The sequence below is a fragment of the Streptomyces sp. NPDC088794 genome, from assembly GCF_044750545.1.
Taxonomy (GTDB): Bacteria; Actinomycetota; Actinomycetes; order Streptomycetales; family Streptomycetaceae; genus Streptomyces.
In genome coordinates this window covers 606,885-633,775 of the sequence record NZ_JBIVKB010000003.1, presented here as the reverse complement: position 1 = coordinate 633,775, position 26,891 = coordinate 606,885, and the positions used below count along the sequence as shown (strand labels likewise).

The 26,891-nt window shown below is 71.6% G+C and carries 24 protein-coding genes; 15 read left to right on the top strand and 9 right to left on the bottom strand.

Annotation, left to right across the window (positions count from 1 at the left end; genetic code table 11):
* Positions 1–6 precede the first annotated feature (6 nt).
* Positions 7–954: an expansin EXLX1 family cellulose-binding protein gene (locus tag ACIP6U_RS11740; protein WP_401715268.1), complete on the bottom strand. Its 948-nt coding sequence runs from the start codon at positions 952–954 to the stop codon at positions 7–9.
* Positions 955–1,242: 288 nt separating this feature from the next.
* Here ACIP6U_RS11740 and ACIP6U_RS11735 point away from each other — a divergent pair, with 288 nt between their 5' ends.
* From ACIP6U_RS11735 to ACIP6U_RS11725, 3 genes are all read left to right on the top strand, one after another.
* Positions 1,243–1,590, top strand: coding sequence for a DUF1330 domain-containing protein (locus tag ACIP6U_RS11735; RefSeq protein ID WP_401715266.1), 348 nt, complete (start codon positions 1,243–1,245; stop codon positions 1,588–1,590).
* A 250-nt stretch (positions 1,591–1,840) separates the two neighbouring features.
* On the top strand, positions 1,841–2,941 hold the full coding sequence (locus ACIP6U_RS11730; RefSeq protein ID WP_401715265.1) for an NAD(P)/FAD-dependent oxidoreductase: 1,101 nt from the start codon (positions 1,841–1,843) through the stop codon (positions 2,939–2,941).
* 113 nt (positions 2,942–3,054) lie between these two features.
* Positions 3,055–6,228 (top strand): amidohydrolase family protein, encoded by a 3,174-nt coding sequence (locus ACIP6U_RS11725; RefSeq protein ID WP_401715263.1) that lies wholly within the window; start codon positions 3,055–3,057, stop codon positions 6,226–6,228.
* Positions 6,229–6,241: 13 nt separating this feature from the next.
* Here the strand turns inward: ACIP6U_RS11725 and ACIP6U_RS11720 are convergent, their stop codons facing one another.
* From ACIP6U_RS11720 to ACIP6U_RS11705, 4 genes are all read right to left on the bottom strand, one after another.
* Entirely contained in the window at positions 6,242–7,660 is a 1,419-nt protein-coding gene (locus ACIP6U_RS11720; RefSeq protein WP_401715261.1) for a lamin tail domain-containing protein, read from the bottom strand.
* 198 nt (positions 7,661–7,858) lie between these two features.
* Positions 7,859–8,692 (bottom strand): SAM-dependent methyltransferase, encoded by an 834-nt coding sequence (locus tag ACIP6U_RS11715; protein ID WP_401715259.1) that lies wholly within the window; start codon positions 8,690–8,692, stop codon positions 7,859–7,861.
* Positions 8,689–8,982 (bottom strand): DUF397 domain-containing protein, encoded by a 294-nt coding sequence (locus ACIP6U_RS11710; protein WP_401715257.1) that lies wholly within the window; start codon positions 8,980–8,982, stop codon positions 8,689–8,691. The genes ACIP6U_RS11715 and ACIP6U_RS11710 overlap by 4 nt, the downstream gene beginning before the upstream one ends.
* On the bottom strand, positions 8,979–9,851 hold the full coding sequence (locus ACIP6U_RS11705; RefSeq protein ID WP_401715255.1) for a helix-turn-helix domain-containing protein: 873 nt from the start codon (positions 9,849–9,851) through the stop codon (positions 8,979–8,981). Before ACIP6U_RS11705 ends, ACIP6U_RS11710 begins: the two co-directional genes overlap by 4 nt.
* Before the next feature lie 350 nt (positions 9,852–10,201).
* On the opposite strand from ACIP6U_RS11705, the gene ACIP6U_RS11700 reads away from it, so the two are divergent.
* Positions 10,202–10,621 carry an ATP-binding protein gene (locus ACIP6U_RS11700; protein ID WP_401715253.1) on the top strand — a complete coding sequence of 140 codons (420 nt, stop codon included), beginning with the start codon at positions 10,202–10,204 and terminating at the stop codon, positions 10,619–10,621.
* Positions 10,622–10,648: 27 nt separating this feature from the next.
* Here ACIP6U_RS11700 and ACIP6U_RS11695 read toward each other — a convergent pair whose 3' ends face one another.
* Entirely contained in the window at positions 10,649–11,959 is a 1,311-nt protein-coding gene (locus ACIP6U_RS11695; protein WP_401715251.1) for a PP2C family protein-serine/threonine phosphatase, read from the bottom strand.
* A 150-nt stretch (positions 11,960–12,109) separates the two neighbouring features.
* Between ACIP6U_RS11695 and ACIP6U_RS11690 the strand changes: the two genes are divergently transcribed.
* The 4 genes from ACIP6U_RS11690 (at position 12,110) to ACIP6U_RS11675 (ending at position 15,950) form a co-directional block, all read left to right on the top strand.
* Positions 12,110–12,928, top strand: coding sequence for an SAM-dependent methyltransferase (locus ACIP6U_RS11690; protein WP_401715249.1), 819 nt, complete (start codon positions 12,110–12,112; stop codon positions 12,926–12,928).
* 173 nt (positions 12,929–13,101) lie between these two features.
* Positions 13,102–14,376: a cation:proton antiporter gene (locus tag ACIP6U_RS11685; RefSeq protein WP_401715247.1), complete on the top strand. Its 1,275-nt coding sequence runs from the start codon at positions 13,102–13,104 to the stop codon at positions 14,374–14,376.
* A gap of 78 nt (positions 14,377–14,454) precedes the next feature.
* Positions 14,455–14,748 (top strand): DUF3040 domain-containing protein, encoded by a 294-nt coding sequence (locus tag ACIP6U_RS11680; protein ID WP_401715245.1) that lies wholly within the window; start codon positions 14,455–14,457, stop codon positions 14,746–14,748.
* Between the two features lie 146 nt (positions 14,749–14,894).
* The gene (locus ACIP6U_RS11675) at positions 14,895–15,950 is read left to right on the top strand and encodes an NAD(+)/NADH kinase (RefSeq protein ID WP_401715244.1); all 1,056 of its coding nucleotides are present in this window, start codon (positions 14,895–14,897) and stop codon (positions 15,948–15,950) included.
* Positions 15,951–15,960: 10 nt separating this feature from the next.
* Here ACIP6U_RS11675 and ACIP6U_RS11670 read toward each other — a convergent pair whose 3' ends face one another.
* The 3 genes from ACIP6U_RS11670 to ACIP6U_RS11660 form a co-directional block, all read right to left on the bottom strand.
* Complete coding sequence (locus ACIP6U_RS11670; protein ID WP_401715242.1) at positions 15,961–17,361, bottom strand: NtaA/DmoA family FMN-dependent monooxygenase; 1,401 nt, start codon at positions 17,359–17,361, stop codon at positions 15,961–15,963.
* Positions 17,358–18,464: an LLM class flavin-dependent oxidoreductase gene (locus ACIP6U_RS11665; RefSeq protein WP_401715241.1), complete on the bottom strand. Its 1,107-nt coding sequence runs from the start codon at positions 18,462–18,464 to the stop codon at positions 17,358–17,360. The genes ACIP6U_RS11670 and ACIP6U_RS11665 overlap by 4 nt, the downstream gene beginning before the upstream one ends.
* A gap of 77 nt (positions 18,465–18,541) precedes the next feature.
* Positions 18,542–18,658, bottom strand: coding sequence for a putative leader peptide (locus ACIP6U_RS11660; protein ID WP_401715240.1), 117 nt, complete (start codon positions 18,656–18,658; stop codon positions 18,542–18,544).
* 127 nt (positions 18,659–18,785) lie between these two features.
* On the opposite strand from ACIP6U_RS11660, the gene ACIP6U_RS11655 reads away from it, so the two are divergent.
* The 7 genes from ACIP6U_RS11655 (at position 18,786) to ACIP6U_RS11625 (ending at position 26,886) form a co-directional block, all read left to right on the top strand.
* Complete coding sequence (locus ACIP6U_RS11655; protein WP_401715239.1) at positions 18,786–19,742, top strand: GlxA family transcriptional regulator; 957 nt, start codon at positions 18,786–18,788, stop codon at positions 19,740–19,742.
* Positions 19,743–19,875: 133 nt separating this feature from the next.
* Positions 19,876–20,874 carry a type I glyceraldehyde-3-phosphate dehydrogenase gene (gap, locus tag ACIP6U_RS11650; protein WP_401715238.1) on the top strand — a complete coding sequence of 333 codons (999 nt, stop codon included), beginning with the start codon at positions 19,876–19,878 and terminating at the stop codon, positions 20,872–20,874.
* Positions 20,875–21,143: 269 nt separating this feature from the next.
* Complete coding sequence (locus ACIP6U_RS11645; RefSeq protein WP_401715236.1) at positions 21,144–23,540, top strand: ATP-binding cassette domain-containing protein; 2,397 nt, start codon at positions 21,144–21,146, stop codon at positions 23,538–23,540.
* Between the two features lie 58 nt (positions 23,541–23,598).
* Complete coding sequence (locus tag ACIP6U_RS11640) at positions 23,599–24,267, top strand: Type 1 glutamine amidotransferase-like domain-containing protein (protein ID WP_401715235.1); 669 nt, start codon at positions 23,599–23,601, stop codon at positions 24,265–24,267.
* 45 nt (positions 24,268–24,312) lie between these two features.
* A complete protein-coding gene (locus ACIP6U_RS11635; protein ID WP_401715233.1) occupies positions 24,313–24,930 on the top strand; it encodes an HD domain-containing protein in 618 nt (205 codons plus the stop codon).
* A 58-nt stretch (positions 24,931–24,988) separates the two neighbouring features.
* Positions 24,989–25,483: a peptidylprolyl isomerase gene (locus ACIP6U_RS11630; protein WP_401715231.1), complete on the top strand. Its 495-nt coding sequence runs from the start codon at positions 24,989–24,991 to the stop codon at positions 25,481–25,483.
* A 119-nt stretch (positions 25,484–25,602) separates the two neighbouring features.
* Positions 25,603–26,886 (top strand): MFS transporter, encoded by a 1,284-nt coding sequence (locus ACIP6U_RS11625; RefSeq protein ID WP_401715230.1) that lies wholly within the window; start codon positions 25,603–25,605, stop codon positions 26,884–26,886.
* The last annotated feature ends 5 nt before the right edge of the window (positions 26,887–26,891 follow it).

The window sequence follows — 26,891 nt, the reverse complement described above, 5'->3', positions numbered from 1 at the left end:
ACCGGGTCAGTGCCGGGCGAACTGGACCCCGGTCGCCTGGACGACATCGGGCCGCACCGCGACGGCGCCGACGGTCAGCCGCTCGCCGTATATGTCGGTGATCCGCAGGGCGCCGCCGCAGCCGCTGCCGCTCTCGGAGAGGAAGTAGTTGTAGTCGGTGCGGGCCAGCTCACGCCAGGTGCCACCAGCCTGAACCTCCAGACGGGCCACGGGGTTTCGGTGGCCGATGGGCTGGACGGCGCACCAGTACCGGCTGGAGCCGGTCTTGTACCGGACGGAGAGCCGGTCGCTCGTGGCGGGGCTCAACAGGCTCCAGGTGATCGATATCCGGCCTTTGGAGAGGGCGGCGAGCTTGCCGAACGCCTGCCGGCTGAGGTCGATCTGGCCCGGCGCGCACTCGGGGCACTCGTTGTTGATCAGTACGGTCACGGAGGCGCCCCCCGACCGCACCCGCACGTACGCCCCGCAGGCCTTGGCGGTCTCGTAGTCGGTGTGGTTCATCGCGGCGGTCATGGTGTCGGTGCTCGGCCCGTACGAGCAGGCGCCGTCCCCGTTGCCGATGTCGTAGCTGGTGGCGAGCCCCTGGTAGGTGACTCCGGGCCGGATCCGCCCCGCCGCGGGCGCCGCGGCCGGCGCCGCCTGCGCGGTGCGGGTGGCCGTCGGCTTCCGCGGGGCCTTGGTGGTCGCGGGCGGGGACGACGCGGGGGAGGAGGCGGCCGTCGTGCTCGGGGAGGCGGCGGACGAGGACGGCTTCGGCTCGGCGGACGCCGCCGGCGAGGTCGTCGTCCGGGTGCTCGCGGCCGGAGCCGCCGCGACCTGTCCTGAGCCCGGCGCCCCGCCGCTGCGGAAGGCCATGACCAGGGACACGACCAGCGCGACGGCCGCCACGGCGACGGCGGAGACGAGAACCGCGCGCCGGCTGCCGCCGGGACGGCGGTGCGAGGAAGGTGTCACGACTGCATCCTTACGTGGAACAAGAGACCGGCGGGCCCGAACGGACCACCCCTGACAGGAGATTCCGACCACAGGTCGCCGCCGGGTCGGGAAAGGTTGCCGTGAAGGCGAGGGACCTTCGGCGGGGCTCTGGGCGGGAGATCCGGCGCGGACTTCGGTGGGCGTACCGGCGGGGCCTTCCGCGGGCCCTTCGAAGCCGCAGCCCGCCTTACCTCCGAGGTAATCGATCGCGCCGCCCGGCCATGTCACGATCGGCTGCGTAGCCAACCGGCCGACCTGGAGGACGACATGACCGCCTACGCCATAGCCCACCTGCAGGAGGCCGCCCCGCACCCGGAGATCGCCGAGTACATCGAACGCATCCCCGCCACCTTCGAGCCCTACGGCGGACGCTTCCTCGTGCACGCGGCCAAGCACGAGGTGGTGGAGGGCGGTTGGCCCGGCCACGTCGTCGTGATCGCCTTCCCGGGGATGACCGAGGCACGGGCCTGGTGGGACTCGCCGGAGTACCAGGAGATCGCGCCCCTGCGGGCACGGCACATCGAGAGCGACATCGTGCTGGTCCCGGGCGTGCCCGAGGGCTACGACCCGGCCGGGACCGCCAAGGCGATGCGGGAGGCGCTGTCCGCCGAGTAGCGACGCCCGCTGCCTTCCTTCGCGATACGCGCAGGCTGTCCCACAGTTGAACGAAGGCAGGCCCCCCGACAGCCGAACACGAGGCTGCCGGCGCATAGCGGAACGAAACCCCCCGATTCACAAGACACGCACAACTCCCGTGCCGCGCTTTAGAGTTCAAGCGCTACGCTCACCGTCATCGAGTGGCCAACGGCGGCCCCTCCGCCACGGGCACTCGTCTCCCCCCACCTCCAGGCGCAGGAGACTCGGTGTGCATCACGGCGACGTGGTAGTGATAGGCGGCGGCTATGCGGGCGTCCGGCTGGCCAGACGGCTGGACGGCACCGCACGGGTCACGCTGGTGGACCGCAAGGAGATGTTCTTCCACCGCATAGCCTCCCTGCGGGCAGGCGTGCGCCCCGAGTGGACGGCGACTCCCTTCATCCCCTACGACCGGCTGCTGCGCAACGGCCGGCTGGCCGTCGGCAAGGCGGTCCGCGTGGACACCGCCGAGCGGCAGGTGGTGCTCGGCACGGGGGAGCGGCTCCCGTACGACGTGGTCGTGATCGCCACCGGCGCCGACTACCCGGAACCGGCCCGCTTCACCGGCTCCACCGCCGAGGAGGCGAGCAAGGCCTTCGCGGAGCATCAGCGGAGCATCTCGCTCGCCGACCACATCCTCGTCGTGGGCGGCGGACCCTCCGGCGTGGAACTCAGCTCCGAGATCCGGCTGGCCCGGCCGGACGCCCGGGTCACGCTCGCCCACTCCGGTCCGGCGCTGCTCCACTCCACCATCGGCGCCCGGGCCGGGAACAAGGCCCGCGCCTGGCTGGAGGACCACGACGTGGAGGTGCGGCTCGACGCCTTCATGTCGCCCGGCAACGAGTTCGGCAGCTACCGCGACGCGTACGGCAACGTCATGACCGCGGACCTGTCCTTCTGGGCCACGGGCACCACCCCCAACACGCTCTGGCTGCGGCTCGCCGGGCACGGCGACTGGCTCAACCCGGCCGGACACGTGCGGGTCGACCGGACGCTGCGGGTCGCGGGCCATCCGGACGTGTTCGCCGTCGGCGACGTGAACGACGCCACCGAGCTCAAGATCACCCCGGCCGCGCTCGCCCAGGCCGACCTCGCCGCCTGGAACATCCGCGGCTACCTGAACAACCCCGGCAAGCACCGCAAGGGCCTGCGCCTGTACCGGCCGATCCACCGCACCCCCTTCATCGTGCCGTTCGGCCCGGCCGACGGAGTGACCGTGCTGCCCGTGCCGGGCGGCGAGACCGCGATCCTGGGCGGCCGCACCACCACCCTCGCCAAGGCGAAGACCCTCATGACCCCTTATATGAGGCGCCAGTTGGGATACTCCTAGCCCGGGTGCTCCGGGCGCCCCGCCGATCCGGGTGCCCGCCCAACCGGGTGACGTGACTGTGATGGCCGTGAACAGCGTTGATGCAGGGACGGCCGGTACGCCAGGGTGGTGGCATGGACCGCGACTGGAGCACCTCCTTCCGTCCGACCCGCCGCCAACTCCTCGCCGCCGCAGGCGCCGTGCCCCTCGTGGGCGCGACCGCGGTGGCCGCACGACCTGCCACCGGCCTCCCGTCCCTCTCCTTCACCGGAGCCACCAACGGCTCGGCGACCCTCGCACCCTCCGGCGACCGCCTGATCGCCGAAGTGCAGGGTGTCCTGTGGTCGTTGCCCCGCGCGGGCGGTACGGCCCACCCGCTGACCCCCGCCGACCTGGAACCCAACCGCCCCACCCACGCCCCGGACGGCGAGCTCATCGCCTTCTGCGCCTACCGGGGCGGCGGATTCCACCTCTGGACCGTCCGCCCCGACGGTTCCGACCTGCGCCGACGCACCGACGGCCCCTGGGACGACCGCGGCCCGGCCTGGTCACCCGACGGCACCCGCCTCGCCTTCGCCTCCGAACGCGGCGGCGACCCCGTCGACGGCAGCCCCTACCGCGTCCACGTCCTCGACCTGCGCACCGGCGCGATCACCCGGGTCACCGGAGTGTCCGGCCAGCAGGGCCCGCTCCAGGACGGTCCGTGGGAGGACTTCGACCCCACCTGGTCACCGGACGGCACCCGCATCCTGTTCGTCCGCGCCAAGGTCGTCACCACCGCGCTGGGCGCGGCCCTGGAAGCCCGTACGGTCGCCGCCGCCCCCGCCGACGGCACCGGCCCGGTCGTCGTGCACCACACGGAGACCGTGGCCGCGCAGGTCATGACCCCCGCCCTCGCTCCCGACGGCCGCCTCGCCCACCTGCGCACCACGGCCGCCCCGAACGCCTCCTGCACCCTCGTCGTCGACGGCAGTCCCGTCCCGGTCACCGGCGACATCGCGCCGGTACCCCCACGCTGGACGGCGACCGGAGAACTGCTCCTGACCGTCGACGGCACCTTCACCTTCGTACGCCCGGACAGCCCCGCACATCCCGAGACCGTCCCCTTCAAGGGCGAACTCCCCGTGCGGCGGCCGAAGTACAGGACGAAGGCCTACGACCTGGGAGAGGCCCGCGCCCGTCCCGTACGCGCCCTGCACCTGCCCGCGCTGTCACCCGACGGCCGCCAGATCGCCTTCGCGGCCCTCAACTCGCTTTGGCTGGGACGGAGTTCGGGAGGCCTCCCGCCGCGCCGACTGCACGCCGCGTCCTCAACGCGTTATCTGCTCGGGCCCACTTGGGCGCGCGACGGGAAGTCGCTCGTCTACGTCGACGACCGTGACGGACTCCTCGGTGTGTACCGGCACGATCTCGCCACCGGAGCGGAGACCGCGCTCGCGACCGGCGGCCGGACGTTCCCGGCACTGTCGCCCGACGTGCAGCGGCTGGCCTGTCTCGACCTGACCGGCCGGCTGATCGTCCGCGACCTGGCGTCCGGCGAGGAGCGCGTCCTGGTCACGGCGCTCGGCGGGGGCGGGCAGCCAGGTCGGCCCAGCTGGTCCCCCGACGGGCGGTATCTCGCCCTCTGCGACCGCAACCGGCTCAACTCCCGCTTCCGGGAGGGCTACAACGTCATCCGGATCGTCGACACCACGACCGGCACCGATCGCCTGCACACGGTCGCGCCCCACACGTCGATCGCCGACCGGTACGACTCCGGGCCCGTGTGGTCCCCGGACGGCCGCTGGATGGCGGTGATCGTCGAGTCGGCGCTCTGCCTGCTGCCCGTCGCTCCCGACGGCACCCCGAACGGTGAGCTGCGCACCCTCATCACGGAACCGGCCGACCACCCCTCCTGGTCCGGCGACTCCGCCACCCTCCTCTACCTCTCCGGCGGCCGACTGCGGCTGCTCGCCGTCACCGGCGGTACCGCCCGCACGGTCCGCATCCCGCTCGACACCACCAGACCCACCCCCGCCGACGTCGTCGTGCACGCCGGACGCCTGTGGGACGGCACCGGCGAAGGGACCCGCGACGACGTCGACATCCTGGTGCGCGGCGGACGCATCACGGCGGTGGAGCCGCACAGGGCGGGACGACCGGCCGCCCTGCGCAGGGTCGACGCCTCGACCGGAACCGTCGTCCCGGGACTGTGGGACACCCACACCCACCCCTGGCAGAGCACCTATGGCGGACGCCAGACCGTCGGCCAGCTCACCTACGGCATCACCACCGCCGTTTCCCTCGGCGGGTTCGCCTACGAACAGGCCCGCATCCGCGAGGCGGTGCTCGGCGGACAGCTCGCCGGGCCGCGCCTGCTGACCACCGGCGAACTCCTCGACGGGGCCCGGGTCGCGTACAGCATGGGCCGCGCCCACCGCACCCGGGAGGGGCTCCACCGGTCCCTGGAACGGGGTGAGGCGTTGGACTGGGACTTCGTCAAGACCTATGTGCGGGCGCCGGGTTGGGTGATGGAGGAGGCCGCACGCTTCGCCCACGAACGTCTCGGAGTGCGGGCCGGCAGCCACCTGCTCTCGCCCGGCGTGCAGCTCGGCCAGGATGTGACGACCCATCTGCAGGCCACGCAGCGCGCCGAGTTCGGGCATGCGGTCACCGCGACCGGCCGTGCCGGTCAGGACGTCGTGGAGATCTACAGCGCACGCGGTGTCGGCTTCTCGCTCATCGCGACGCCGTTCACCGCCGCGCCTCTGCTCGGTGAGGAGCCCGCGCTCGCCGACGACCCGCGCGTGACCGTGGTGATGCCGCCGTGGGACACCGCGGCCGTGACCCAGGCGGCCGGCGTCCCGCCCACGGCGGCCCAACTCGCCACCCTCCGCACCGAGACCGACATCTATCGGCGGGTCCTGGCCGCCGGCGGACTCGTCGCCCTCGGCACGGACCAGCCGCTCGTCCCGGTCGGCCTCTCCCTCCACCTGGGCCTGCGCGCGCTGCACCGCGGGGGCCTGTCCCCGGCCCAGGCCCTGCGCACGGCGACCGTCCTGCCCGCCCGGCTCTTCGGCCTCGACCGCGACCTGGGCACGGTCGAGGAGGGCAGGCTCGCCGACCTGACCGTCGTCGACGGTGACCCGTTCACGGACTTCGCCGACCTCGTGCGCACGGTCTCCGTCCTGCGCGGCGGAGTGCCGTACGCCACCGAGGAGTTGGTCGCCGCCTTCGAGCCGTCCGCCCGGCGCACCGTGGCCGCCGCGGACGACTGGCTCACGGTGGGCCGGCTGATGCGCAGGGACGGCTGCTGCGACGGTCACTGAGGCCGACGCGGCCTCAGCAGGTGATCGTGCCCCTGCGCAGGGCGTGGCCGCCGGTGTTGCTGTCGTCGGACCAGTAGACGGGCTTGGTGCCGCCGGAGCACGCGTCGGCACCGGCCACGGCGAAGCCCTCGTTGTTGAGGTCGGCCATGCCCGAGGGGCGATTGTAGATCGCCGTGGTGGCGAAGGCGCCGGAGGAGTCGATCTTCAGCGTGCGGTGCTGGCCGTCGCAGGTGTCGTCGCACACGGCCCAAAGCCGGGAAGCCTGCGGTTCCCACTGGACTTCCATGACACCGGCCATGCCGCTGCTGATGGTCGCGACGCGGGTGAAGGTGCCCGAGTCCTGGAGGACGTACCCGTAGAGCGTGCCGGTGCCCTCGACGCCGACGAAGAACACCCCGGCGGTGTGGGCGCCGTAGCGGGCGGGGTCATAGGCCGAGCCGGTCGAGGAGTCCTTGAAGCCGGCGGCCGTCAGGGTGGTGTCGGGGATCCAAGTGATGCCCTCAAGGCCGAGGTTGGAGCCGACCGACGGCAGGTCGGAGGTCAGGTTCCACTCCTTCGTCGCCGTGAGCGTGCTGCTCGTCGAGCCGACGTCGTAGCGCAGGACGGACAGCCGACTGGTGCCGGACGAGTCCGCGTTGCGCTCGCTCGCGACGTACGCGCCGCCCGTGGCGCCGGCGCCGGTCAGCGTGACGCCCTCACTGTCCGGCGTACCCGAACCGCCGGGGAACCGGAGGGACTTGCCGGAGGTCCAGCCGCCGGTGGTGTCCGCCTTCCAGGCGGTCGAGCCGTTCGGCACCAGACGCCACAGCTTGCCGCTGTTCTGCGCCGCCCACAGCACGTTCCCCTCCTGGTAGAGGCCGCTCAGATCCGAGCCGAACGCGTTGGAGGCGTCGGCGGTCGCGACCGAACTGCCGCCGGGCCAGGCCGTCGGCGAAATGCCGCCGCTGCCGCAGGCGTTGGGGCCGCCGAGGGTCAGCGCGGCGGAGCCGAAAGCGCCCGTACCGTCGGGGCAGCGCGACCACGACGGGTCGGAGTGCTCGGACCAGGTGAAGCTGTCGACCAGCGTGCTGCCGTCCGGGAGGTAGAGGCGGGCCTGGTCGGCGGAGCCGAGACCGAACGCGCCATGGACGTCGAATGCCCGGAAGGCGCCCGGGGCGAGCGAAGTCCCGGACGCTATCGCGTACTTCGAGCTCTTGTTGTCGTCCTTGAGGATCCAGCCCGAGAGGTCGACCGTGGCGGTGCCCCTGTTGTACAGCTCCACCGAGTCGTTGACGTCCCCGGTGGTCACCACCTCGTTGATCCGGATGTCGTCGGCCGCCGCCGCGTGGGCCGGGGACGCCGTGAGGGCGCCGACGGCCAGCGTCGGGGCGACGATCCCGACGAGGAAGAAGCGGAAGGTGCGGTGCCGGCGGCGAACGCGCGATTCGGTCACGAAGATCCGTCCTGAGATCGTTTGACAGGCCGCCAGGACCCTTCCTGCCCGGCCCGAACGGATGCCTTCGCGCGAGTGAGTGCCGTATGAACGATGGACGAACCAGTACGCCGAACCCAGTGCGCGGAAGAGTGGGGCGTGACAGGCACGCCCCACTCTTCCGCGCAAGTCCCTTGAGCGTCTTGAGCCAGGGACCGGTCAGGGCTTGATGCCCACGCCGGTCCACAGGCTGACCACCGCGTCGGTCAGCGGCTCCGCACTGTCGTCGGTCGCCGTGGCCGCCGCCGCGTCCGGGCGCCAGCGGTGGCCGACCGAGATGCCGGGCTCCAGGAGGTCGAGGCCCTCGAAGAAACGGGCCACGGCGCTCTGCGAGCGGAACTGCACGGGCGTACCGGCATTGGTGTAGATGTCGGTGACCTTCTGCCAGGTGTCCGGGTCGAAGTCGGGCGTGCAGTGGCTGAGCGCCAGCGCGCTGCCGGAGGGCAGGAAGTCCAGCAGCCGGCTCACGATTCCGTACGGGTCCTGCGCGTCGGTGACGAAGTGCATCAGCGCGTTGAGGGAGAGCGCGATCGGCTGGTCGCGGTCCAGGACCTCGGACAGCGCCGGTGAGTCGAGGAGCGAGCCCGGGTCGTTCACGTCCGCCTCGATGTACGTGGTGCGGCCCTGGGGCGTGCTGCGCATCAGCCGCTCGGCGTACTTGAGGACCAACGGGTCGTTGTCGGCGTACACCACACGGGCGTCGGGCACGACGGACTGCGCGACCTGGTGCAGGTTCGGCTCGGTGGGAATGCCGGTGCCGATGTCCAGCCACTGGCGGATGCCGTGCTCCCGCGCGAGCACCCGGGTGGCCCGGTGCATGAAGGCGCGGTTCTCGCGGGCGCAGACGAAGATGCCGGGGTAGACCCCGGCGACCGACTCGGCCGCCGTCTTGTCGATCTCGAAGTGGTCCTTGCCGCCCAGGTAGTAGTCGTACATCCGGGCGGAGTGCGGCCTGCTGGTGTCGATGTCCCGCGCTGCGTGGGGGGTGGTCATGCTGTCCCTTTCAACTGGTGTGCGCTGACGTGCCGGCCGGCGCGACCGACCGTCAGGTGATCGGCGAGGCCCTTCTTGACCCCTTCGACGAACGCGCTGATCTCCTGCGGCGTGTAGATCAGGGCGGGGCCCGCCGGATCCGTCGACTGCCGCATCGCGACCCGGCCGTCGGCGAGTCGCTTGGTCTCCACGCACTGGCCCCCGTTGGGGCCGCTCCAGGGGCATTCCCAGCCCTGCTCGCCGAGGTCGGAAGCGGGCATCCCGTTGTAGACGCTGCTGGTGGTGGTCATGAGTACTCCTTGCGCATACGGGTCAGGAGCGCCCTGCTGTCCGCCGATGAGGTGAGCAGCGACATCCGGTTGTGCGCCTCCAGATGGGCGGAGACGTCGGAACGCTGGTCCAGGTACATGGAGGCGGACAGGATCTCGCTGTAGACGACGTCCGGCAGCTCGGGCTCCTCGAACCGGAAGTAGGTGAAGGGGGCGCACGCGCCGACGTGGGCGCCCGCGGTGAACGGGACGATGTCGAGGCTCACGTGCTCCAGCTCCGAGATCTCCAGGAGCTTGTCGATCTGCTCCCGCATCACCTCGGGGCCGCTCACCACGCGGTGCAGCACGGCCTCCTCCATCACGACCCACAGCGTGGGCGCGTCCGCTCGGGTCAGCAGACTCTGGCGCCGTAACCGCAGGTCGACCCGTCTGCGCAGGTCCTCTTCGCTCTCGTTCGGGAAGCCGCCGCGCAGCACGCCACGGGCGTACCCCCACGTCTGCAGCAGGCCCGTGACGTAGTGCGGCTCGTAGGTGCGCAGGGTCTTGGCGCCGCTCTCCAGACTCACATAGGCGGAGAACCAGGTGGGCAGGACGTCACGGTAGGCGTGCCACCAGCCCGGCTCGTTGGCCTGCTCGGCGAGGGCGACGAACTCGTCGATCTCCTGCCGGTCGGCCCCGTACGTCTCCAGCAACTTCTCGACGTACAGCGGCTTGAGGGCGACCTCCGCCTTCTCCAGCCGGCGGATCGTCAGCGTCGTCACCCGCAGCGCGGTCGCCGCGTCCTCCAGCGAGGCGCCCGCGCTCTGCCGCCGCTCCTGGAGCCGTCGGCCGAGGATCATGCGGAGAACGGTGGGCGCACTGGCGCCACTGCCCGAGCGAGCCTCGTTCACGCCCTACCTCCTGAAGGACAGTCACCAGCAGCGGTCTGACAACGACTTGATGATGCCACCATACGGATAACCTCCCGGTGAAATTATCAGGGAGTCGGTTGCAGCATGAAGTCAACTACGAGCATGATTGGTTGAGTGAGCGATCAACCCGAGCGCGCCCACGCGTCAGTCAACATGCCGCCTACTCCGTGGAGTTGGCGTGGCAAGGCGTTCGGATCGTCCGGCCGTGCCTCGAACACCCCGACCGGGGGCGGCCGTTCTCAGTCGTACGCCTCCTCGCTCACCCCGCTGCGCCCGTCCTCCCACGGAAGGCGAACACCGTGTCCCCCCACACGACTTCCCTCTCCTCCTTGTTAGACACCCCCGGCCCCGACCGGTCCCACTGGTTCGAACTGCCCGCCAGACGGGAGAGCGTCAGAGCCGCCCGGCACGGCGTGAGCTCCTGTCTGCGCTCGTGGCGGGTGCCGGCCGAACTGTGCGCCGACGCCGTCCTGCTGGTGTCCGAGCTGGTCACCAACGCCGTCGTGCACACGCTCAGTTCGCGGGTCCTGTGCGGCGTCGCGGTCATCGGCGAGGAGCGGCTGCGGGTCGAGGTCCACGACTACGACGGCGCCGCGCTCACCCCGGCCCGGGGCCGGCCGACCGTCGACTGCGAGACAGGCCGCGGGCTGCTGATCGTGCAGGAGGTCGCCGACGCCTGGGGGGCCGAGCGCTCGACCCGCACGAAGGGCAACGCGGTGTGGGCGACGCTGAGCGGCGCCTGCCTCTGACGGCCGGGAAGGGTGGCGGGCGCGGTGCTACGAGGGTGTCAGCTCGGCGAGCAGCACCGTCCGGTCGTCCGCGCCCGGCGCAGCGGCGGCATCGTCCAGCAACTCCTCGCACAGCGACCGCAGATCGTCGTCACCGGGCTTCCGCGTGACGGCGGAGTCGAGGGCGTGGGCGAGGCGGTCGATGCCCTCCTCGATGTCGCACTGGCGGGACTCGACGAGCCCGTCGCTGTAGAGGACCAGCAGGGTCGGCTTCGTTACGGTCAGCACGGTGGTCTCGTAGCGCCCCGCGCCGAGACCCAGGGGCAGACCGGCGTTGGCGAGCACGACCGGGGTGGCCGGTCCGTCCGCGTCCCTGACCAGTGGGGGAGGGTGGCCGGCGCCCACCAGCGTGCAGGTGTTTTTCCGGGGATCCCACTCGGCGTACATGCAGGTGGCGAAGGAGGCGCCGGGGATGGCGGCGGCGAGCGCGTCGAGACGGTTCATCAGATCGGCGGGGCACAGGTCGAGCCCCGCGAGGGTACGGACGGCCGTGCTCAACTGGATCATGGCGACGGCCGATTCGGGACCGTGCCCCATGGCGTCCCCGACGATCAGGCCCACGCGGCCGTCCGGCCGGGGCAGCGCGTCGAACCAGTCGCCGCCGATGATGTTGCCGTCGCCCGCCGGGAGATAGCCGTGGGCGATGCGGCAGCCCGGGAAGTCGTGGTCCGTCGTGGGCAGCAGGCTGTTGCGGATGGCCAGCGCGGTGCGCCGCTCCCGCTCGTAGCGCCGCGCGTTGTCCAGCGCGACACAGGCCCGGGCGGCCAGCCGCTCCACGGCGACGGCGTCCGCGCGCTCGAACGGCGGCTTGTCCGGACCGCGGGTGCAGGCGATGAACCCGACCGCGACATCCCGCAGATGCAGCGGCACGACCAGGAACGACTCGCTCTCCAGAAGACTGCGGATGCCCTCGTCGTCGGGCCCGGTCGCGCTCAGCCGCTCGCTCGTGTGCGGGTCCACCGCGTCGAGCAGTTGCGACCGCTTGTCCGCCAGCGCACGGGCGTACGGCGTCTCCCGCGGAAAGACGAGCACCTGGTCGACGGGCAGCAGCGGCTCCCAGTCCTCGGCCGCCTCCGCCCCCACCCGCAGCGCGAGCCGGCGCGCCTCGACCTGCGGCGGATCGGAGCCCGCGTAGGCGTTCTCCTCCAGGAGCCACCGCTCCAGCAGGTACACGGACGCCGCGTCGCAGAACGCCGGTGTCAGCGCGTGCACGACATGACTTCCCGTCATGTGCAGATCCAGCTCGGAGCCGATGACATCGGCCGCGGGGGAGAAGAACAGACGACGGCGCTGTGGCATGGAGGAGAGCGCACCGTCCGGTAGGTGGCGGGCTTCGTCGCGCAGGGTCTTGCCTTTCCGGGTGGGGCCGGGATCGGCCGCGTGCCAGGCGCAGGCGCCTCGCCGCAACGGGGAGAACTATATGGTGGGACGTCAAGTACACCGAGACGCATGGGAGTTGTGGTGCAGCAGGGTCTCCCGGAGGACGCAACGCCCAACAAGGCGAGTGTTGCCCGCATGTACGACGCCATGCTGGGCGGCGAGCACAACTTCGCCATAGACCGGGAGGCGGTAGCGGCGTTCACCGCCATCGACCCCCAGGTCCGCACCCTGGCCCGGGCCAACCGCGCCTTCCTCGGCCGCGCCGTCCGCTTCCTCATCGCCTCCGGGGTACGGCAGTTCATCGACCTCGGCTCCGGCATCCCCACCCAGGGCAACGTCCACGAGGTGGCCCAGGCCGCCGACCCGGACAGCCGGGTGGTCTACGTCGACAACGACCCCGTGGCCGTCGCGCACAGCGCCGCCCTGCTGGCCGACAACCCGGGCGCGGACATCCTCGACGCCGACATCCGCCGGCCCGCCGACATCCTGGCCGCCCCGCAGGTACGGAAGTTGATCGACCTCGACCAGCCCGTCGCCGTCCTGATGATCACGATCCTGCACTTCGTCACGCCGGAGGAGAATCCGGCGGGCCTCGTCGCCGCCTTCCGGGACGCGCTGCCCGAACAGGGCTGGCTGGCGCTCACCCACGCCACCAACGAGGACCGCCCCGACACGGCCGCCGCCGTCGGACAGCTGTACAAGGCCAAAGCCACCTCCCCGGTGACCGCCCGCTCCCGCGACGAGATCCAGCACCTCTTCGACGGCTTCGACCTCGTCCAACCGGGCCTGGTCCACGTACCGTTGTGGCGCCCGGACCCCGAGGACGAGATCCCGGAGAACCCCTCGGAGTACTGGGTGTACGCGGGCGTCGGCCGCAAGCGGAGCTAACGAATTTGGGGGCCGTCACGGATGGTGACCGGCCCCCTGTGCGTGTGATCGTCGGAGTGGCTCCTGCACCTCCGACGAAAGAGAACTCCTCATCCATCACCGTGAGTCGAAGACACCCAGTGCCCGAGACATCCGGACAACCCGTACCCGCGCCCTCCGACAGGAGGTGACCCGTGGGACACGCTGACACCCTGTTGGCCATGGGCGGCGCGTTCCTGGCGGCCGCGTTGCTCGCGCGGCTCGGCGGCCGGATCGGGCTGCCGACGATTCCCCTGTTCATGCTCGCCGGGATCCTGCTCGGCCCGCACACCCCGGGCCTGGTCCTGGTCGAGGACGCGCACGACTTCGAGATGCTCTCCGCGCTCGGACTGGTGCTGCTGCTGTTCTACCTGGGCCTGGAATTCCACCTCGACGACCTGCGCAGTGGCGGCCGCCGACTGCTGTCCGCCGGTGGCATCTATCTGCTGCTGAACGTGGGCGCCGGCCTCGGATTCGGCTTCGCGCTCGGCTGGGGCGTGCGCGAGGCGCTGGTGCTCGCCGGTGTCCTGGGGATCTCCTCCTCCGCGATCGTCACCAAGATCCTCATCGACCTCGGGCGCATCGGCCGCCCCGAGACCCGGCTGATCCTCGGTGTGATCGTGGTGGAGGACATCTTCCTCGCGCTGTACCTCGCCGCGCTCCAGCCGGTGATCGGCGGTGCGGAGGGCGTCGGCGAGATGGTGCTGCAGAGCGGAAAGGCCTTCGGCTTCCTGCTGGTGCTGGCCGCCGCCGCGCGCTACGGCACCCGCCTCGTCGGCCGCCTCATCGCGACCAAGGACAGCGAACTGCTCGTCATCAGCTTCCTCGGCGCCGCAGTCCTGGTCGCCGGCGTCTCCGAGGTCCTCGGCGTCGCCGACGCCATCGGCGCGTTCATGGTCGGCCTGATCCTGGCCGGCACGCCCTCCGCGCCCCGCATCCGCGAACTGGTGCACCCCCTCCGGGACGCCTTCGCGGCCATCTTCTTCTTCGCCTTCGGGCTGGCCATCGACCCGGGCGACCTGGCATCCGTCGCCGGTCCTGTCGCCGCCGCGGCCGCCCTGACCGTCGCCGTGAACATCGTCGCGGGCCTGCTCGTCGCCCGCCTGTACGGCTACGGCCTCGACACCGCCGCGGACATCGCCACCACCCTGGTGGCGCGAGGCGAGTTCGCGCTGATCCTGGCGGCGATGGCGACGAGCGCGGGACTTGACGGGCGACTCGCCCCGTTCATCGCCGGGTACGTCCTCGTCCTGGCCGTTCTCGGTCCTGTGCTGGCGGGCCGGGCGGAGCTGTTCGCGCGTGCGCTGCGGGCGGCGCGTGACGCCTTGCCGCGCGGGGGTGACAGCGCCGGGACGGGAGGGGCGTCTGCGGAACCGGAGGACGCCGAGGACGAGGTCCCGGCCATCCGGGGAGTCGAGAGTCGAGCCTGATGGTGAGTGAGGTCGGCAGGAGGAAATGCTGAGGGAAGGCCCTGTCCAGGGCCGCGCCGGTTCTGGGAAGGAGCAGCCGTGCATCGGAACGACGCCGAACGACTGGCCGATCTTGAAGCGCGACTCGAACAGGACGATCCCCGTTTCACCCACGCCCTGCGTGCCGGGCGTCCGGCACGGCCACGCGAGTACCGGCGCACCGGCCTCTGGTACGGCCTGGCCCTCGGCGCGGTCGTGCTGATCGTCGGGATCGTGATCTCCGACGGACTCCTCATCGCCACCGGCCTGGTCCTCATGGGGATCGCCGCCCAATTGCTGGACCCGAAGGAGGCACCGCTGCGGCGGGGCGGGAGTCGGTCGGCGGGACGGTAGTCCGTCATGGGGCCGGCGGCCGTGCCCGGCGGGAGTCCCCGTCACCCGGTCGACCCGAGCGGAGCGATCCCGTGGCGGACCCCGGCCCGAACTGTGACCATGGCTGGCGTACGGCCCCTTGATCCGTCGACAGCCCGGGAGACGACATGCCGATCGGCCGCGTGGGACTCGTCGTGCACGGAGGTCGGCCCGAGGCGGTGACCGGGGCCGAGACCGTGCGGGAGTGGTGCGCCGGGCACGGCATCGGCTGTGCCGACATCGACGTGTGGCAGGGACAGGAGCGGCGGCGCAGCGGTCGTGAGGAGATGCGGGCCGCCGGGATGCCCGACCTCATCGTCACCCTCGGCGGGGACGGCACGTTCCTGCGCGGGGCGCGGATCGCGGCCAAGAAGGACATCCAGGTCCTGGGCGTCGACCTCGGCAAGGTCGGCTTCCTCACCGAGACCGCCGTCGGCGACGTCGAGGAGGCACTGGAGGCCGTGCACGCGGGCAGATCCACCTGCGAGGAGCGCATGACCCTCACCATGCGGGCGTCCAAGCCGCTGGAGATGCCCTCCGACATGGAGGAGATCCTCTGCTACGGGCGCGGACCCGCGCTTCCGCCCCCGCCGCAGGCCGACCCGACGGAGGACGGCTGGGGCGTCGCCCTGGACGTCACCGCGCTGAACGACATCGTGGTGGAGAAGCTGGCCCGGGACCGCCAGGTGAGCCTCGGCGTGTACATCTCCGGGCGGCTGCTGGCGTCGTACTCCGCGGACGGCGCGATCGTCGCGACCCCGACCGGCTCCACCGCCTACAGCTTCGCCGCCGGCGGTCCGGTGCTCTCACCCCGGATGCGGGCGGTGGTGTTCACGCCGGTCGCCCCGCACATGACCTTCGACCGTACGGTGATCGCGAACGCGGACGAGCCGATCGCGCTGCGCGTCCTGCCCCACTCGGGCCGGGCCGCCGTCAGCGTCGACGGACAGCCGCGCGGGGTCCTCGAACCGGGCGACTGGATCGGCGTGATCGCCGCGCCGCGACCCCTGCGCCTTGTCCGGCTGGCGCCCGCCGACTTCTACGGGCGGCTGCGGGAGCGCATGCGCCTCACCGACGCTCCCGCGACCGCCGCCGACGGCGAGTCGGATCCGCTGTTCCGACCCGCCAACCCCGTGCCGGACGACCTCAGCCACCTCTACCTGCCGCCGCCCCAGACCACCTGATCCGGCGCGGTCAGCCCGCCTCCCGCCGTTCGGCGGCGGACCGGTGCGTGAGCGGTTCGCGCAGGCCCAGGTGCGAGCGGAGCGTCGTACCCGTGTACTCCGTGCGGTAGACACCACGCTCCTGGAGTTCGGGGACGAGCAGGTCGACGATGTCGTCGAGGCCGTCCGGGATCAGGTACGGCGTGACGTTGAAGCCGTCGACCGCGCCGTGCCGCACGAAGTGGGCGAACTTGTCGGCGAGGCCGGACGGGGTGCCGACGTGGCCGCGCTGCGGGCCGAGGGCGATGACCGTCTCCCGCAGCGACCAGCCGTTGGCCTCGGCCTTCGCACGCCACTCGGCGACCACGGCACGCGGGTCCGCGACGCGGCGGGCGCCGAAGGAGCCGTCGTTCTCCGCGACGACCGGGTCCTCCTTCGGCAGCGGCCCGTCGGCGTCGCGGCCGGCCAGGTCGATGCCCCACAGCAGCGTGGCGACCCCCAACGCCGTTGCGGGAGTGACCTGTTGCAGCCGCAGCCAGCGCTTCTTCTCCTGCGCCTCCTCCTCGGTGGCGCCGATGATGATCTCGGTGCCGGGCAGGATCCGCAGGTCGTCGTCGGGCCGTCCGACCGCCCGCAGCCGGCGCCGCAGGTCCTCGGCGAAGGCGAGCGCGTCGTCGAAGTCGTTGCCGTGCGCGGAGAAGATGACGTCGGCGTGGCGGGCGGCGAAGTCACGGCCCTCGCCGGAGTCCCCGGCCTGGAAGATGACGGGGTGACCCTGGGCGCTGCGCGGCAGGGTCGGCGCGAGGTCGACGTCGAACTGCGGTCCCTGGTGGCGCACTTGGCGTACGGCGCCGGATGCCGACCAGGCCGGGGCATCCGCGGAGCCGGCGATGGCGCCGTCCTCCCAGCCGTCCCACAGCGCGCGGGCCACGGTGAGGAACTCGGCGGCGCGCCGGTAGCGGTCGGCGTGGTCGAGGTAGCCGCCGCGGCGGAAGTTGGCGCCGGTCCAGGCGTTGTCCGTGGTCACCACGTTCCAGCCGGCGCGCCCCTCGGAGAGCAGGTCGAGCCCGGACAGGCGGCGGGCGAGGTCGGCGGGCTCGTTGAAGGTGGAGTTGGAGGTGGAGACCAGGCCGATCCGGCGGGTGACGGCGGCCAGCGCGGTGAGCTGGGTGATGGCGTCCGGCCGGCCGGCCACGTCGAGGTCGTGGATCTTGCCGTCGACCTCGCGCAGCCGCAGCCCCTCGCCGAGGAAGAACGCGTCGAACAGGCCCCGTTCGGCGGTCTGCGCCACCTTGCGGAAGGAAGCGGGGTCGATCTGGGAGCCGCTCTCGGGCGCGGACCACACGGTCCAGTGGTTGACGCCCTGGAAGAAGACCCCGAAGTGGAGCTGTGCGTCGGGCCGGGGGACGTCGAGGGGATCGGTGCGGGTCATCGGGTGTCCTCCTGAGCGACCGCGGCTGCGGCGGCGAAGCGGTTGGCGGGGCGCTCCAGACCCAGGGTCGAGCGCAGGGACGTACCGGGCAGCGGGCGGGCGACGAGCCGACGCGCGGAGAGGGCGGGCAGGACGAGACGGGAGAGGACGCCCAGGTCCTCGTCCAGGACCAGCGGGTGCAGTCGTACGCCGTCGACGTGGGCGCTCAACTCGGCCAGCAGCGCGACCAGTTGCTCCGCCGAGCCGACGTGCCGCAGGCGGCCGCGGTCGGTCCAGGGCGCGTACCGCTCCAGGTCGGCGACCCGCTCGGCACCGGTCGCGTCCGGCGTGTCCAGCGCGACCTCCAACTCGGCGAGGACGAGAGGGGTTTCGGCAGCGACCGCGGCCTCCCCGACCGATGCGAGGTCACGGCCCGCGACGAGGGCGACGTCGAGCAGCCCGGCGGGCACCCGGTCCGGGCTGCCCAGGACGACGAGTTGTCCCTGGGGCGGGCGCGGCACGATCGCCGGGCCCTTGACCGCGTACGTGTCGCCGGTGAAGTCGATGTAGTGGAGCCGGTCGCGGTCGAGATAGCGGCTGGTGGCCACGGACCTGATGACCGCGTCGTCCTCCCACGAGTCCCACAGGTCGCGGACCACGTCCACCCCGTCGCGGGACTCCCGGGCCCGCGCGGCGGCGTCCGTGATCACGGGGCGGCCCCAGGCGCGGGCCGCCTCCGGGTGCTCCTCCTCGGTCACCACCCACCCGGCACGCCCGGCCGAGATGTGGTCGAGCGACGCCAACTGGCTGGAGACATGGAAGGGTTCGGCGTACGTGAGGGGGACGACGGGTGCGATCCCGATCGTACTCGTGGAGGCGGCGACGAAGGCCGCCCGCTCCACCGAGCCGATCCGGCCCACCGGATCCGCCGCCGTCCCGGGCGGCAGCACACCGTCGTCCAGGGTGATCAGCGTGAACCCCGCGTTCTCGGCGACGGCGGCCAACTCGGCCGTGCGCCGCGGGGTGAGCAACCGGTCGGGGGCGTGGGCGGCGCGGCGCCAGGCCGCGGGATGGGCGCCGTCGCCGTCGAGCTCGACGGCGAGACGCAGGGCGGGGCCGGACATGGGTGATCCTTCCGAGAACACGGGAACACGCGGCGACAGGGCCGCGAGGAGACGGCCGGCGGGGCGCGCTGGCAGGGTCAGACGTGTACGGAAGGACAGACCGCGGAGGCGGTGCGGCAGTAGTCGACATGCCGTCGGGTGGTCAGCAACGTCTCGATGCGGGTACCGCGCGCTGTCGCGCCAGGTACGTGCATCGGAGCCTCCACCCGTAAGGAACTTGCAGGTTCAACGTACGTCGTCCGCCCGTGCGAGTGTCAAGGGCGTCCCGCACGCCTCCCACTCGCCGGGCCCGGCCGGTCGGCCCTGCGTAACCTGGTCGCCGTGTCCGTCTCTCACCTGCGCCGTGTCGCCGTGCTCGTACTGGAGGGCGCCAAGCCCCTGGACGTCGGGATTCCCGCGCAGGTGTTCTCGACCCGGGGGAGCATGCCCTACGAGGTACGGCTGTGCGGGGCCGCGCCCGGCCTTGTGACCGGCGGCGACGGACTGTCGTACCACGTGGCCCATGGTCTGGAAGCGCTGGCGTGGGCCGGCATCGTCTTCATCCCCGGCTACCGCTTCCCTGACCGCGAGGACCCGCCCCCGCCCGTCGTCGAGGCGCTGATCGCCGCCCACGACCGGGGCGCCCGGCTCGCCGCCATCTCGACGGGCGCCTTCGCGCTCGCCGCCACCGGCCTGCTCGACGGCAAGCGCGCCACCACCCACTGGCACTACACACGGGCGCTCGCCGCGAAGCACCCGGAGATCCGGGTCGACGAGAACGTCCTGTTCGTCGACGAGGGCACCGTCCTGACCTCGGCCGGCGCCGCCTCCGGCATCGACCTGTGCCTGCACATCCTGCGCGGCGACCTGGGCGTCGCCGCCTCCAACCACGCGGCCCGGCGCCTGGTCGCGGCGCCCTACCGCAGCGGCGGCCAGGCGCAGTACGTGCCGCGCAGCGTGCCCGAGCCGCTGGGCGAGCGGTTCGCCGCCACCCGCGAATGGGCCCTGCACCGGCTCGACGACCCCCTCACGCTGGAGACGCTGGCCGGGCACGCGGGCGTGTCCGAGCGCACGTTCTCCCGGCGGTTCGCCGAGGACACCGGCTACACGCCGATGCAGTGGGTCATGCGGGCCCGCATCGACCGGGCCCGCGAACTCCTGGAGCGCTCGCAGCGGAGCGTGGAGCAGATCGCCGCGGACGTCGGCCTCGGCACCGGCGCGAATCTGCGACTGCACTTCCAGCGCATCCTCGGGACCACGCCGAGCGAGTACCGGCGCACCTTCGCCCGAGGCGAATAGCGCTCGGCGGGGTTCTGAGCGTGGGGGTAACCGGGCTTGGCGGGATCCTTGCGAACCATGGCGATCGCGCCGCTGTCGGCCGGGCACCGGGCGCGCGAACCTGGGGGTGAATTGAGCTGAAGGGACCTGCCTCATGACACGTATCGCCATCAATGGTTTCGGCCGCATCGGACGCAATGTGCTGCGCGCGCTGCTCGAACGTGACAGCAAGCTGGAGATCGTCGCCGTCAACGACCTCACGGAGCCCGCGGCCCTCGCCCGGCTGCTCGCCTTCGACTCCACGTCCGGCCGCCTCGGCCGCCCGGTGACCGTCGACGGGGACACCCTCGTGGTCGACGGCCGCCGTATCAAGGTGCTCGCCGAGCGCGAGCCGGCGCAGTTGCCCTGGGCCGAGCTCGGCGTGGACGTCGTACTGGAGGCGACCGGCCGCTTCACCTCCGCGAAGGCCGCCCGCGCCCACCTCGACGCGGGTGCGCGGAAGGTGCTCGTCAGCGCGCCGTCGGACGGCGCCGACGTCACCCTCGCGTTCGGCGTGAACAACGATGCCTACGACCCCGCCCTGCACACGATCGTCTCGAACGCCTCCTGCACGACCAACGCCCTCGCCCCGCTGGCCGCGGTGCTGGACGAGCTGGCCGGCATCGAGCACGGCTTCATGACGACCGTGCACGCCTACACGCAGGAGCAGAACCTCCAGGACGGCCCGCACCGTGACCCGCGCCGGGCCCGCGCGGCCGGCGTGAACATCGTGCCGACCACGACGGGCGCGGCCAAGGCGATCGGCCACGTGCTGCCGAACCTGGACGGCAAGCTGTCGGGCGACTCGATCCGCGTGCCGGTCCCGGTGGGCTCGATCGTCGAACTCAACACGACCGTCGCCCGCGACGTGACGCGCGAGGACGTGCTGGCCGCGTACCGCACCGCCGCCGAGGGCCCGCTCGCCGGGGTCCTGGAGTACTCCGAGGACGCGCTCGTCTCCTCCGACATCACGGGCAACCCGGCCTCGTCGATCTTCGACTCCGCCCTCACCCGCGTCGAAGGCCGCCACATCAAGGTGGTCGCCTGGTACGACAACGAGTGGGGTTTCTCGAACCGCGTGATCGACACCCTGGAACTCCTCGCCGCCGGCTGACGGTTGACCTATTCCGCTCGCGGCGACGAAGGCCGCACGTACTCCGACGGACGGCCCCGGTGGCCGTCCGTCGGCCGTTGCCGCCCGTTCCACCCGCTCACCGGACCGGTCAGGATCCGAGAAGCGCCGGTCACGGGGGTGCGGCTAGCGTGGCTCACGCTCGTAAACCGGGTGGACGGCGGCCGATCAGCGGTTACCGTGACGGCGACCGCGCCGGGCGGCCGCCCAGGGAGGCCCCGCCTCGCAGGCCGCCCAACGGAGGAGACAGCATGAGCAGGGTCACGGGGACGGACACGCAGTCATCTGAAACACACACCGCCGACAGCCACGAACTGATCCGTGTGCTCGGCGCCCGCGAGAACAACCTCAAGGACGTCAGCATCGAGATCCCGAAGCGCCGGCTGACGGTGTTCACCGGCATCTCCGGCTCGGGCAAGAGCTCCCTGGTGTTCGACACGATCGCCGCCGAGTCGCAGCGGCTGATCAACGAGACCTACAGCGCCTTCGTGCAGGGCTTCATGCCGACCCTGGCGCGGCCCGAGGTCGACGTCCTCGAAGGCCTGACCACCGCGATCATCGTCGACCAGCAGCGCATGGGTTCCGACCCGCGCTCCACGGTCGGCACCGCCACCGACGCCAACGCGATGCTGCGCATCCTCTTCAGCCGGCTCGGCGAGCCGCACATCGGCCCGCCCAGCGCGTACTCCTTCAACACCGCCTCGGTCCGGGCCAGTGGCGGGATCACCGTCGAACGCGGCGCCGAGAAGACCAAGACCGTGAAGGCGACCTTCAACCGCACCGGCGGCATGTGCACCCGCTGCGAGGGCCGCGGCTCCGTCTCCGACATCGACCTCACCCAGCTCTACGACGACTCCAAGTCCCTCGCGGAGGGCGCGTTCACCATCCCCGGCTGGAAGTCGGACAGCCAGTGGACCGTGCAGGTCTACGCCCAGTCCGGCTTCGTCGACCCGGACAAGCCGATCCGCCAGTACACCAAGAAGGAGCTTCAGGCCTTCCTCTACGGCGAGCCGGTCAAGGTCAAGGTCAACGGCGTCAACCTCACCTACGAGGGCCTGATCCCCAAGATCCAGAAGTCGTTCCTGTCCAAGGACAAGGAAGCGATGCAGCCGCACATCCGGGCGTTCGTGGAGCGGGCGGTCACCTTCACCACCTGTCCCGAGTGCGACGGCACCCGCCTCAGCGAGGGCGCCCGGAACTCGAAGTACGCGGGCATCAGCATCGCCGACGCCTGCGCGATGGAGATCCGCGACCTCGCCGAATGGGTCCGCGGCATCGACGAGCCGTCCGTGGCGCCGCTGCTCACCGCACTCCAGCAGACCCTCGACTCGTTCGTCGAGATCGGCCTCGGCTACCTCGCGCTCGACCGGCCCTCGGGCACCCTCTCGGGCGGCGAGGCACAGCGCGTCAAGATGATCCGCCACCTCGGCTCCTCGCTCACCGACGTGACGTACGTCTTCGACGAACCCACCATCGGCCTGCACCCGCACGACATCCAGCGCATGAACGACCTGCTGCTGCGCCTGCGGGACAAGGGCAACACGGTCCTCGTCGTGGAGCACAAGCCGGAGACGATCGCGATCGCCGACCACGTCGTCGACCTCGGCCCCGGCGCCGGCACGGCGGGCGGCACCGTCTGCTTCGAGGGCACCGTCGAGGGCCTGCGGACCGGCGGCACCATCACCGGGCGCCACTTCGACGACCGCTCCTCCCTCAAGGAGGACACGCGCAAGCCCACCGGCGCCCTGGAGATCCGCGGCGCGAGCACCCACAACCTCCAGGACGTCGACGTCGACATCCCGCTCGGCGTGCTGACCGTCCTCACCGGCGTCGCCGGCTCCGGCAAGAGCTCGCTCGTGCACGGGTCGATCCCGGCCGGCGAGAACGTGGTGTCGGTCGACCAGACCCCGATCCGCGGTTCGCGGCGCAGCAACCCGGCGACGTACACCGGACTGCTCGAGCCGATCCGCAAGGCGTTCGCGAAGGCCAACGGCGTGAAGCCGGCCCTGTTCAGCGCCAACTCCGAGGGTGCCTGCCCCACTTGCAACGGCGCCGGCGTCATCTACACCGACCTGGCCATGATGGCCGGCGTAGCCTCCACCTGCGAGGACTGCGGCGGCAAGCGGTTCGACGCCTCGGTCCTCGAATACCGCTTCGGCGGCCGGGACATCAGCGAGGTGCTTGCGATGTCGGTGACCGAAGCCGAGGAGTTCTTCGGCACCGGCGAGGCGCGCACCCCTGCCGCGCACACCATCCTCGGCCGGCTCGCCGACGTCGGCCTCGGCTACCTCACCCTCGGCCAGCCGCTCACCACTCTCTCCGGCGGCGAGCGCCAGCGGCTGAAGCTGGCCACGCACATGGCCGACAAGGGCGGGATCTACGTCCTCGACGAGCCGACCACCGGCCTGCACCTGGCCGACGTCGAGCAACTCCTGGGCCTGCTCGACCGGTTGGTCGACTCCGGCAAGTCCGTCATCGTAGTCGAACACCACCAGGCGGTCATGGCGCACGCCGACTGGATCATCGACCTCGGCCCCGGCGCCGGCCACGACGGCGGCCGGATCGTCTTCGAGGGCACCCCCGCCGACCTGGTCGCCGCCCGCTCCACCCTCACCGCCGAACACCTGGCGGCGTACGTCGACGCCTGACCCCGCCGTCCCGCAGGCCTGTCTTGATCGCCTGATCCGCGCGTGATTGGCTCGCCCGATGAATCTTCTGTTGACGTCGGGCGGGCTGCGCAACGAGACCCTGCGGGAGGCGCTGCGGGACCTGCTGGGCAAGCCGTTCGGGTCGGCGAACATCGTCTACATTCCGACCGCGTCCGTCGCCGAATCCGGCGACCACGGCTGGCTGCTCGGGGACATGACGCGCGTACAGGCCCTGGGCTGGCGGGAGTTCGACATCCTGGAGCTGAACGGTCTGCCGCAGCGCATGGTCCTCGACCGGCTGCTGCACGCCGACGTCATCTACGCCGGCGGCGGCAACCACTACCACCTCGCCCGCAGCATCACCCTCAACGGACTGACCGACGGCTTCCTGGAAGCGCTGGAGAGCCGGGTCTACGTCGGGTTGAGCGCCGGATCGATGATCTTCAGTCGGAATCTCACCGAGCACTCCGCCGACGTCATCGGGGACAGCGCCGACCTGCACGCGCTCGGCACGAAGACCGTGGAGCCGCCCTTCGGCCGCTTCGACTGGTACCTGAAGCCCCACCTGGACTCGCCGGACTTCGCCGAGCGGGACGACGCCTGGGCCGACCGGATCGTCGAGCGGGCCGACTTCCCGATCTACTTCATCGACGACGACACGGCGCTCCGGGCCAGGGACGATGAGGTGGACGTCGTGTCCGAGGGCCGGTGGCGTTTTCATCCGTGAGCCGGGACGGCACGGCGGGGCGTGGACATTCATGAGAGGCGGGCGATGGTGATCGAGGTCGCGGGGGTGCGGGCCCCGTCGGGGCGGGCGGCGGAGGCGGCGCTCGGGGTGTGTGCCGAGTACGCGGACGAGGTCCTGTACCACCACTCCCTCCGCTCGTACTTCTTCGGAGCCGCCTGGGCACAGGAGCGCGGCCTCGACTTCGACCGCGAGCTGCTGTTCGTCTCGGCGATGCTGCACGACCTGGCGCTCACCGCGCCCTTCGACAGCCAATCGCTCCCCTTCGAGGACGCGGGCGGTCATCTGGCGCGGGTCTTCACGGCGGGGCTGGGCTGGCCGGTGGAGCGGCGGGACCGGGCGGCCGAGCTGATCGTGCTGCACATGCGGGACGACGTGGATCCGGAGCAGGACCTGGAGAGCCGTCTGCTCCAGGTGGGGACGAGTGCCGATGTCTCGGGGACGGGACTGGAGGCGTTCGAGCCGCGGTTCCGCGAGGCGCTCGTCACGGCCTACCCCCGCCTGGGGTTCGCCGCGTCCTTCGTCCGGCTCTTCCGGGACCAGGCCGGGCGGAAGCCGGGGTGCGCGGCGGCCGGGCTGGTCGCCGGCGACTGGGCGGAGCGGACCCTGGCGAACCCGCTGGAGGAGCCGGCCGCAGGGGAGTAGCGGCTGGTGGGCGTGGGCGGCGCTGCCGGTGTGACCGGGGGATGAAAGGATGGGCCGCATGAGTAACGTCTACTTCGACATCACCATCAACGGCGAGGCCGCGGGCCGCATCGTGTTCCGGCTCTTCGACGACGTAGTCCCGAAGACCGCCCAGAACTTCCGCGAGCTCGCCACCGGCCAGCACGGCTACGGCTACGCGGGCTCGCCCTTCCACCGGGTCATCCCCGACTTCATGCTGCAGGGCGGCGACTTCACCAACGGCAACGGCACCGGCGGCAAGAGCATCTGGGGCGGCGAGTTCGCCGACGAGAACTTCAAGCTCCGCCACGACCGTCCGTTCCTGCTGTCCATGGCGAACGCGGGCCCCGGCACCAACGGCTCGCAGTTCTTCGTCACCACCGTCGTCACGCCCTGGCTGGACGGCAAGCACGTCGTCTTCGGCGAGGTCGTCGAGGGCTCGGACCTGGTGCAGAAGATCGAGTCCCTCGGCTCCCGCTCGGGCTCGACGAAGGGCAAGATCGTGGTTGCCGCGTCCGGCGTCGTCGGCGAGTAACACCGGATCACCTTGTCGTCACCGGCCCGCGGCGGCCGGTGACGACACCATCCCGTTCGTCCAATCGCCGTCGCTCTTTGTCCATGGACCGGCCCCTCACCACGGGTGAGGGTGACTCCATGACCGAATTCGGGCTCAGGGACACGGAGTTGCCGCCGCGCGGGCGCCAAGAGCGTCAACGCACGCCGACCGGTCTGGTCGCGCTGGCACTCGGCGGGTTCGGGATCGGCCTGACCGAGTTCCTGATCGCCGGGCTGCTGCCGCAGGTGGCGTCGAGTTTCTCGGTGTCCGAGGCGGCGGCCGGCCGGCTGATCTCCGGATACGCGCTCAGCGTGGCCGTCGGCGCGATCGCGCTGACCGCGGCGACGGCACGGCTGCCCCGCAAGGGCGTACTGGTCGGCCTGGTGGCGCTGTTCGTCCTCGGCAACCTCCTCTCCGCCGTCGCGCCGAGCTACCGCGTGATGCTGCTCGGGCGGATCGTCGCGGCGCTGTGCCACGGTTCGTTCTTCGGCATCGGCTCGCTGGTCGCACGCAGCCTGGTAGCCCCCGAGCGGAAGTCCCGTGCCGTGGCGGTCATGTTCGCCGGACTGACGGTCGCGAACGTACTGGGCGTGCCCTTCGGCGCGCTGGTCGGCGAGCGCTGGGGCTGGCGGGCCGCCTTCTGGGCGGTCACCGGAATCGGCGTACTCGCGCTGGCGGGCATCGCGACGCTCGTCCCTCAAGGCGCGGGACAGACACGACAGTTGCCGCTGACGAAGAGCCGACAGTTGCCACTGACGAAGAGCTCCTCCGCCTCCGTACCACCCGTCGCCCTGCGGGACCAGTTCCGCGCCTTCCGCTCCTGGCAGGTCTGGCTGACCCTGACGGCCACCGCACTCGGCTACGGCGGGATGTTCGGCGCGTTCAGCTATATCGCCTACACGTTCACCGACGTCGGCGGCTTCTCGCCGTCGGACGTGGCCTGGTTGTTGATGGTGTACGGCGTCGGCCTGGTCGTCGGCAATGTCATCGGCGGACGAGCGGCGGACCACGACCGCGACCCCGCCCTGATCCTGGCTCTGCTCGGTCTGACGGTCACGTTGGTCCTGTTCGGTCTGCTGGCGGCCAGCGCCACGGCATCCGTGATTCTGGTGTTCCTGATGGGGCTGTTCGGTTTCGCCGCCGTCCCCGGGATGACCACGCGCGTCACCGACCACGCGCACGGCGCGGCCCTGGGCGCCAGCGCCAACGTCTCCGCGTCCAACGTCGGCAACGCCCTCGGTGCCTGGCTCGGCGGCCTGGCCATCACGGCGGGCCTCGGCTACCGGGCACCCCTGTACGTCGGCGCCGGGATCGTGTCGATCTCCGTAGTCGTCATGGGACTGGCCGCGAGCCTGGAGAGGTCTCCGGCAGCGGACTCATGATCCGC

Coding starts and splice junctions, on each gene's coding strand:
- ACIP6U_RS11735 (WP_401715266.1), top strand. CDS start 1,243: ATGACCGCCTACGCCATAGCCCACCTGCAGGAGGCCGCCCCGCACCCG.
- ACIP6U_RS11725 (WP_401715263.1), top strand. CDS start 3,055: ATGGACCGCGACTGGAGCACCTCCTTCCGTCCGACCCGCCGCCAACTC.
- ACIP6U_RS11715 (WP_401715259.1), bottom strand. CDS start 8,692: ATGACCACCCCCCACGCAGCGCGGGACATCGACACCAGCAGGCCGCAC.
- ACIP6U_RS11710 (WP_401715257.1), bottom strand. CDS start 8,982: ATGACCACCACCAGCAGCGTCTACAACGGGATGCCCGCTTCCGACCTC.
- ACIP6U_RS11695 (WP_401715251.1), bottom strand. CDS start 11,959: ATGCCACAGCGCCGTCGTCTGTTCTTCTCCCCCGCGGCCGATGTCATC.
- ACIP6U_RS11690 (WP_401715249.1), top strand. CDS start 12,110: ATGGGAGTTGTGGTGCAGCAGGGTCTCCCGGAGGACGCAACGCCCAAC.
- ACIP6U_RS11675 (WP_401715244.1), top strand. CDS start 14,895: ATGCCGATCGGCCGCGTGGGACTCGTCGTGCACGGAGGTCGGCCCGAG.
- ACIP6U_RS11670 (WP_401715242.1), bottom strand. CDS start 17,361: ATGACCCGCACCGATCCCCTCGACGTCCCCCGGCCCGACGCACAGCTC.
- ACIP6U_RS11665 (WP_401715241.1), bottom strand. CDS start 18,464: ATGTCCGGCCCCGCCCTGCGTCTCGCCGTCGAGCTCGACGGCGACGGC.
- ACIP6U_RS11660 (WP_401715240.1), bottom strand. CDS start 18,658: ATGCACGTACCTGGCGCGACAGCGCGCGGTACCCGCATCGAGACGTTG.
- gap (WP_401715238.1), top strand. CDS start 19,876: ATGACACGTATCGCCATCAATGGTTTCGGCCGCATCGGACGCAATGTG.
- ACIP6U_RS11645 (WP_401715236.1), top strand. CDS start 21,144: ATGAGCAGGGTCACGGGGACGGACACGCAGTCATCTGAAACACACACC.
- ACIP6U_RS11640 (WP_401715235.1), top strand. CDS start 23,599: ATGAATCTTCTGTTGACGTCGGGCGGGCTGCGCAACGAGACCCTGCGG.
- ACIP6U_RS11635 (WP_401715233.1), top strand. CDS start 24,313: ATGGTGATCGAGGTCGCGGGGGTGCGGGCCCCGTCGGGGCGGGCGGCG.
- ACIP6U_RS11630 (WP_401715231.1), top strand. CDS start 24,989: ATGAGTAACGTCTACTTCGACATCACCATCAACGGCGAGGCCGCGGGC.
- ACIP6U_RS11625 (WP_401715230.1), top strand. CDS start 25,603: ATGACCGAATTCGGGCTCAGGGACACGGAGTTGCCGCCGCGCGGGCGC.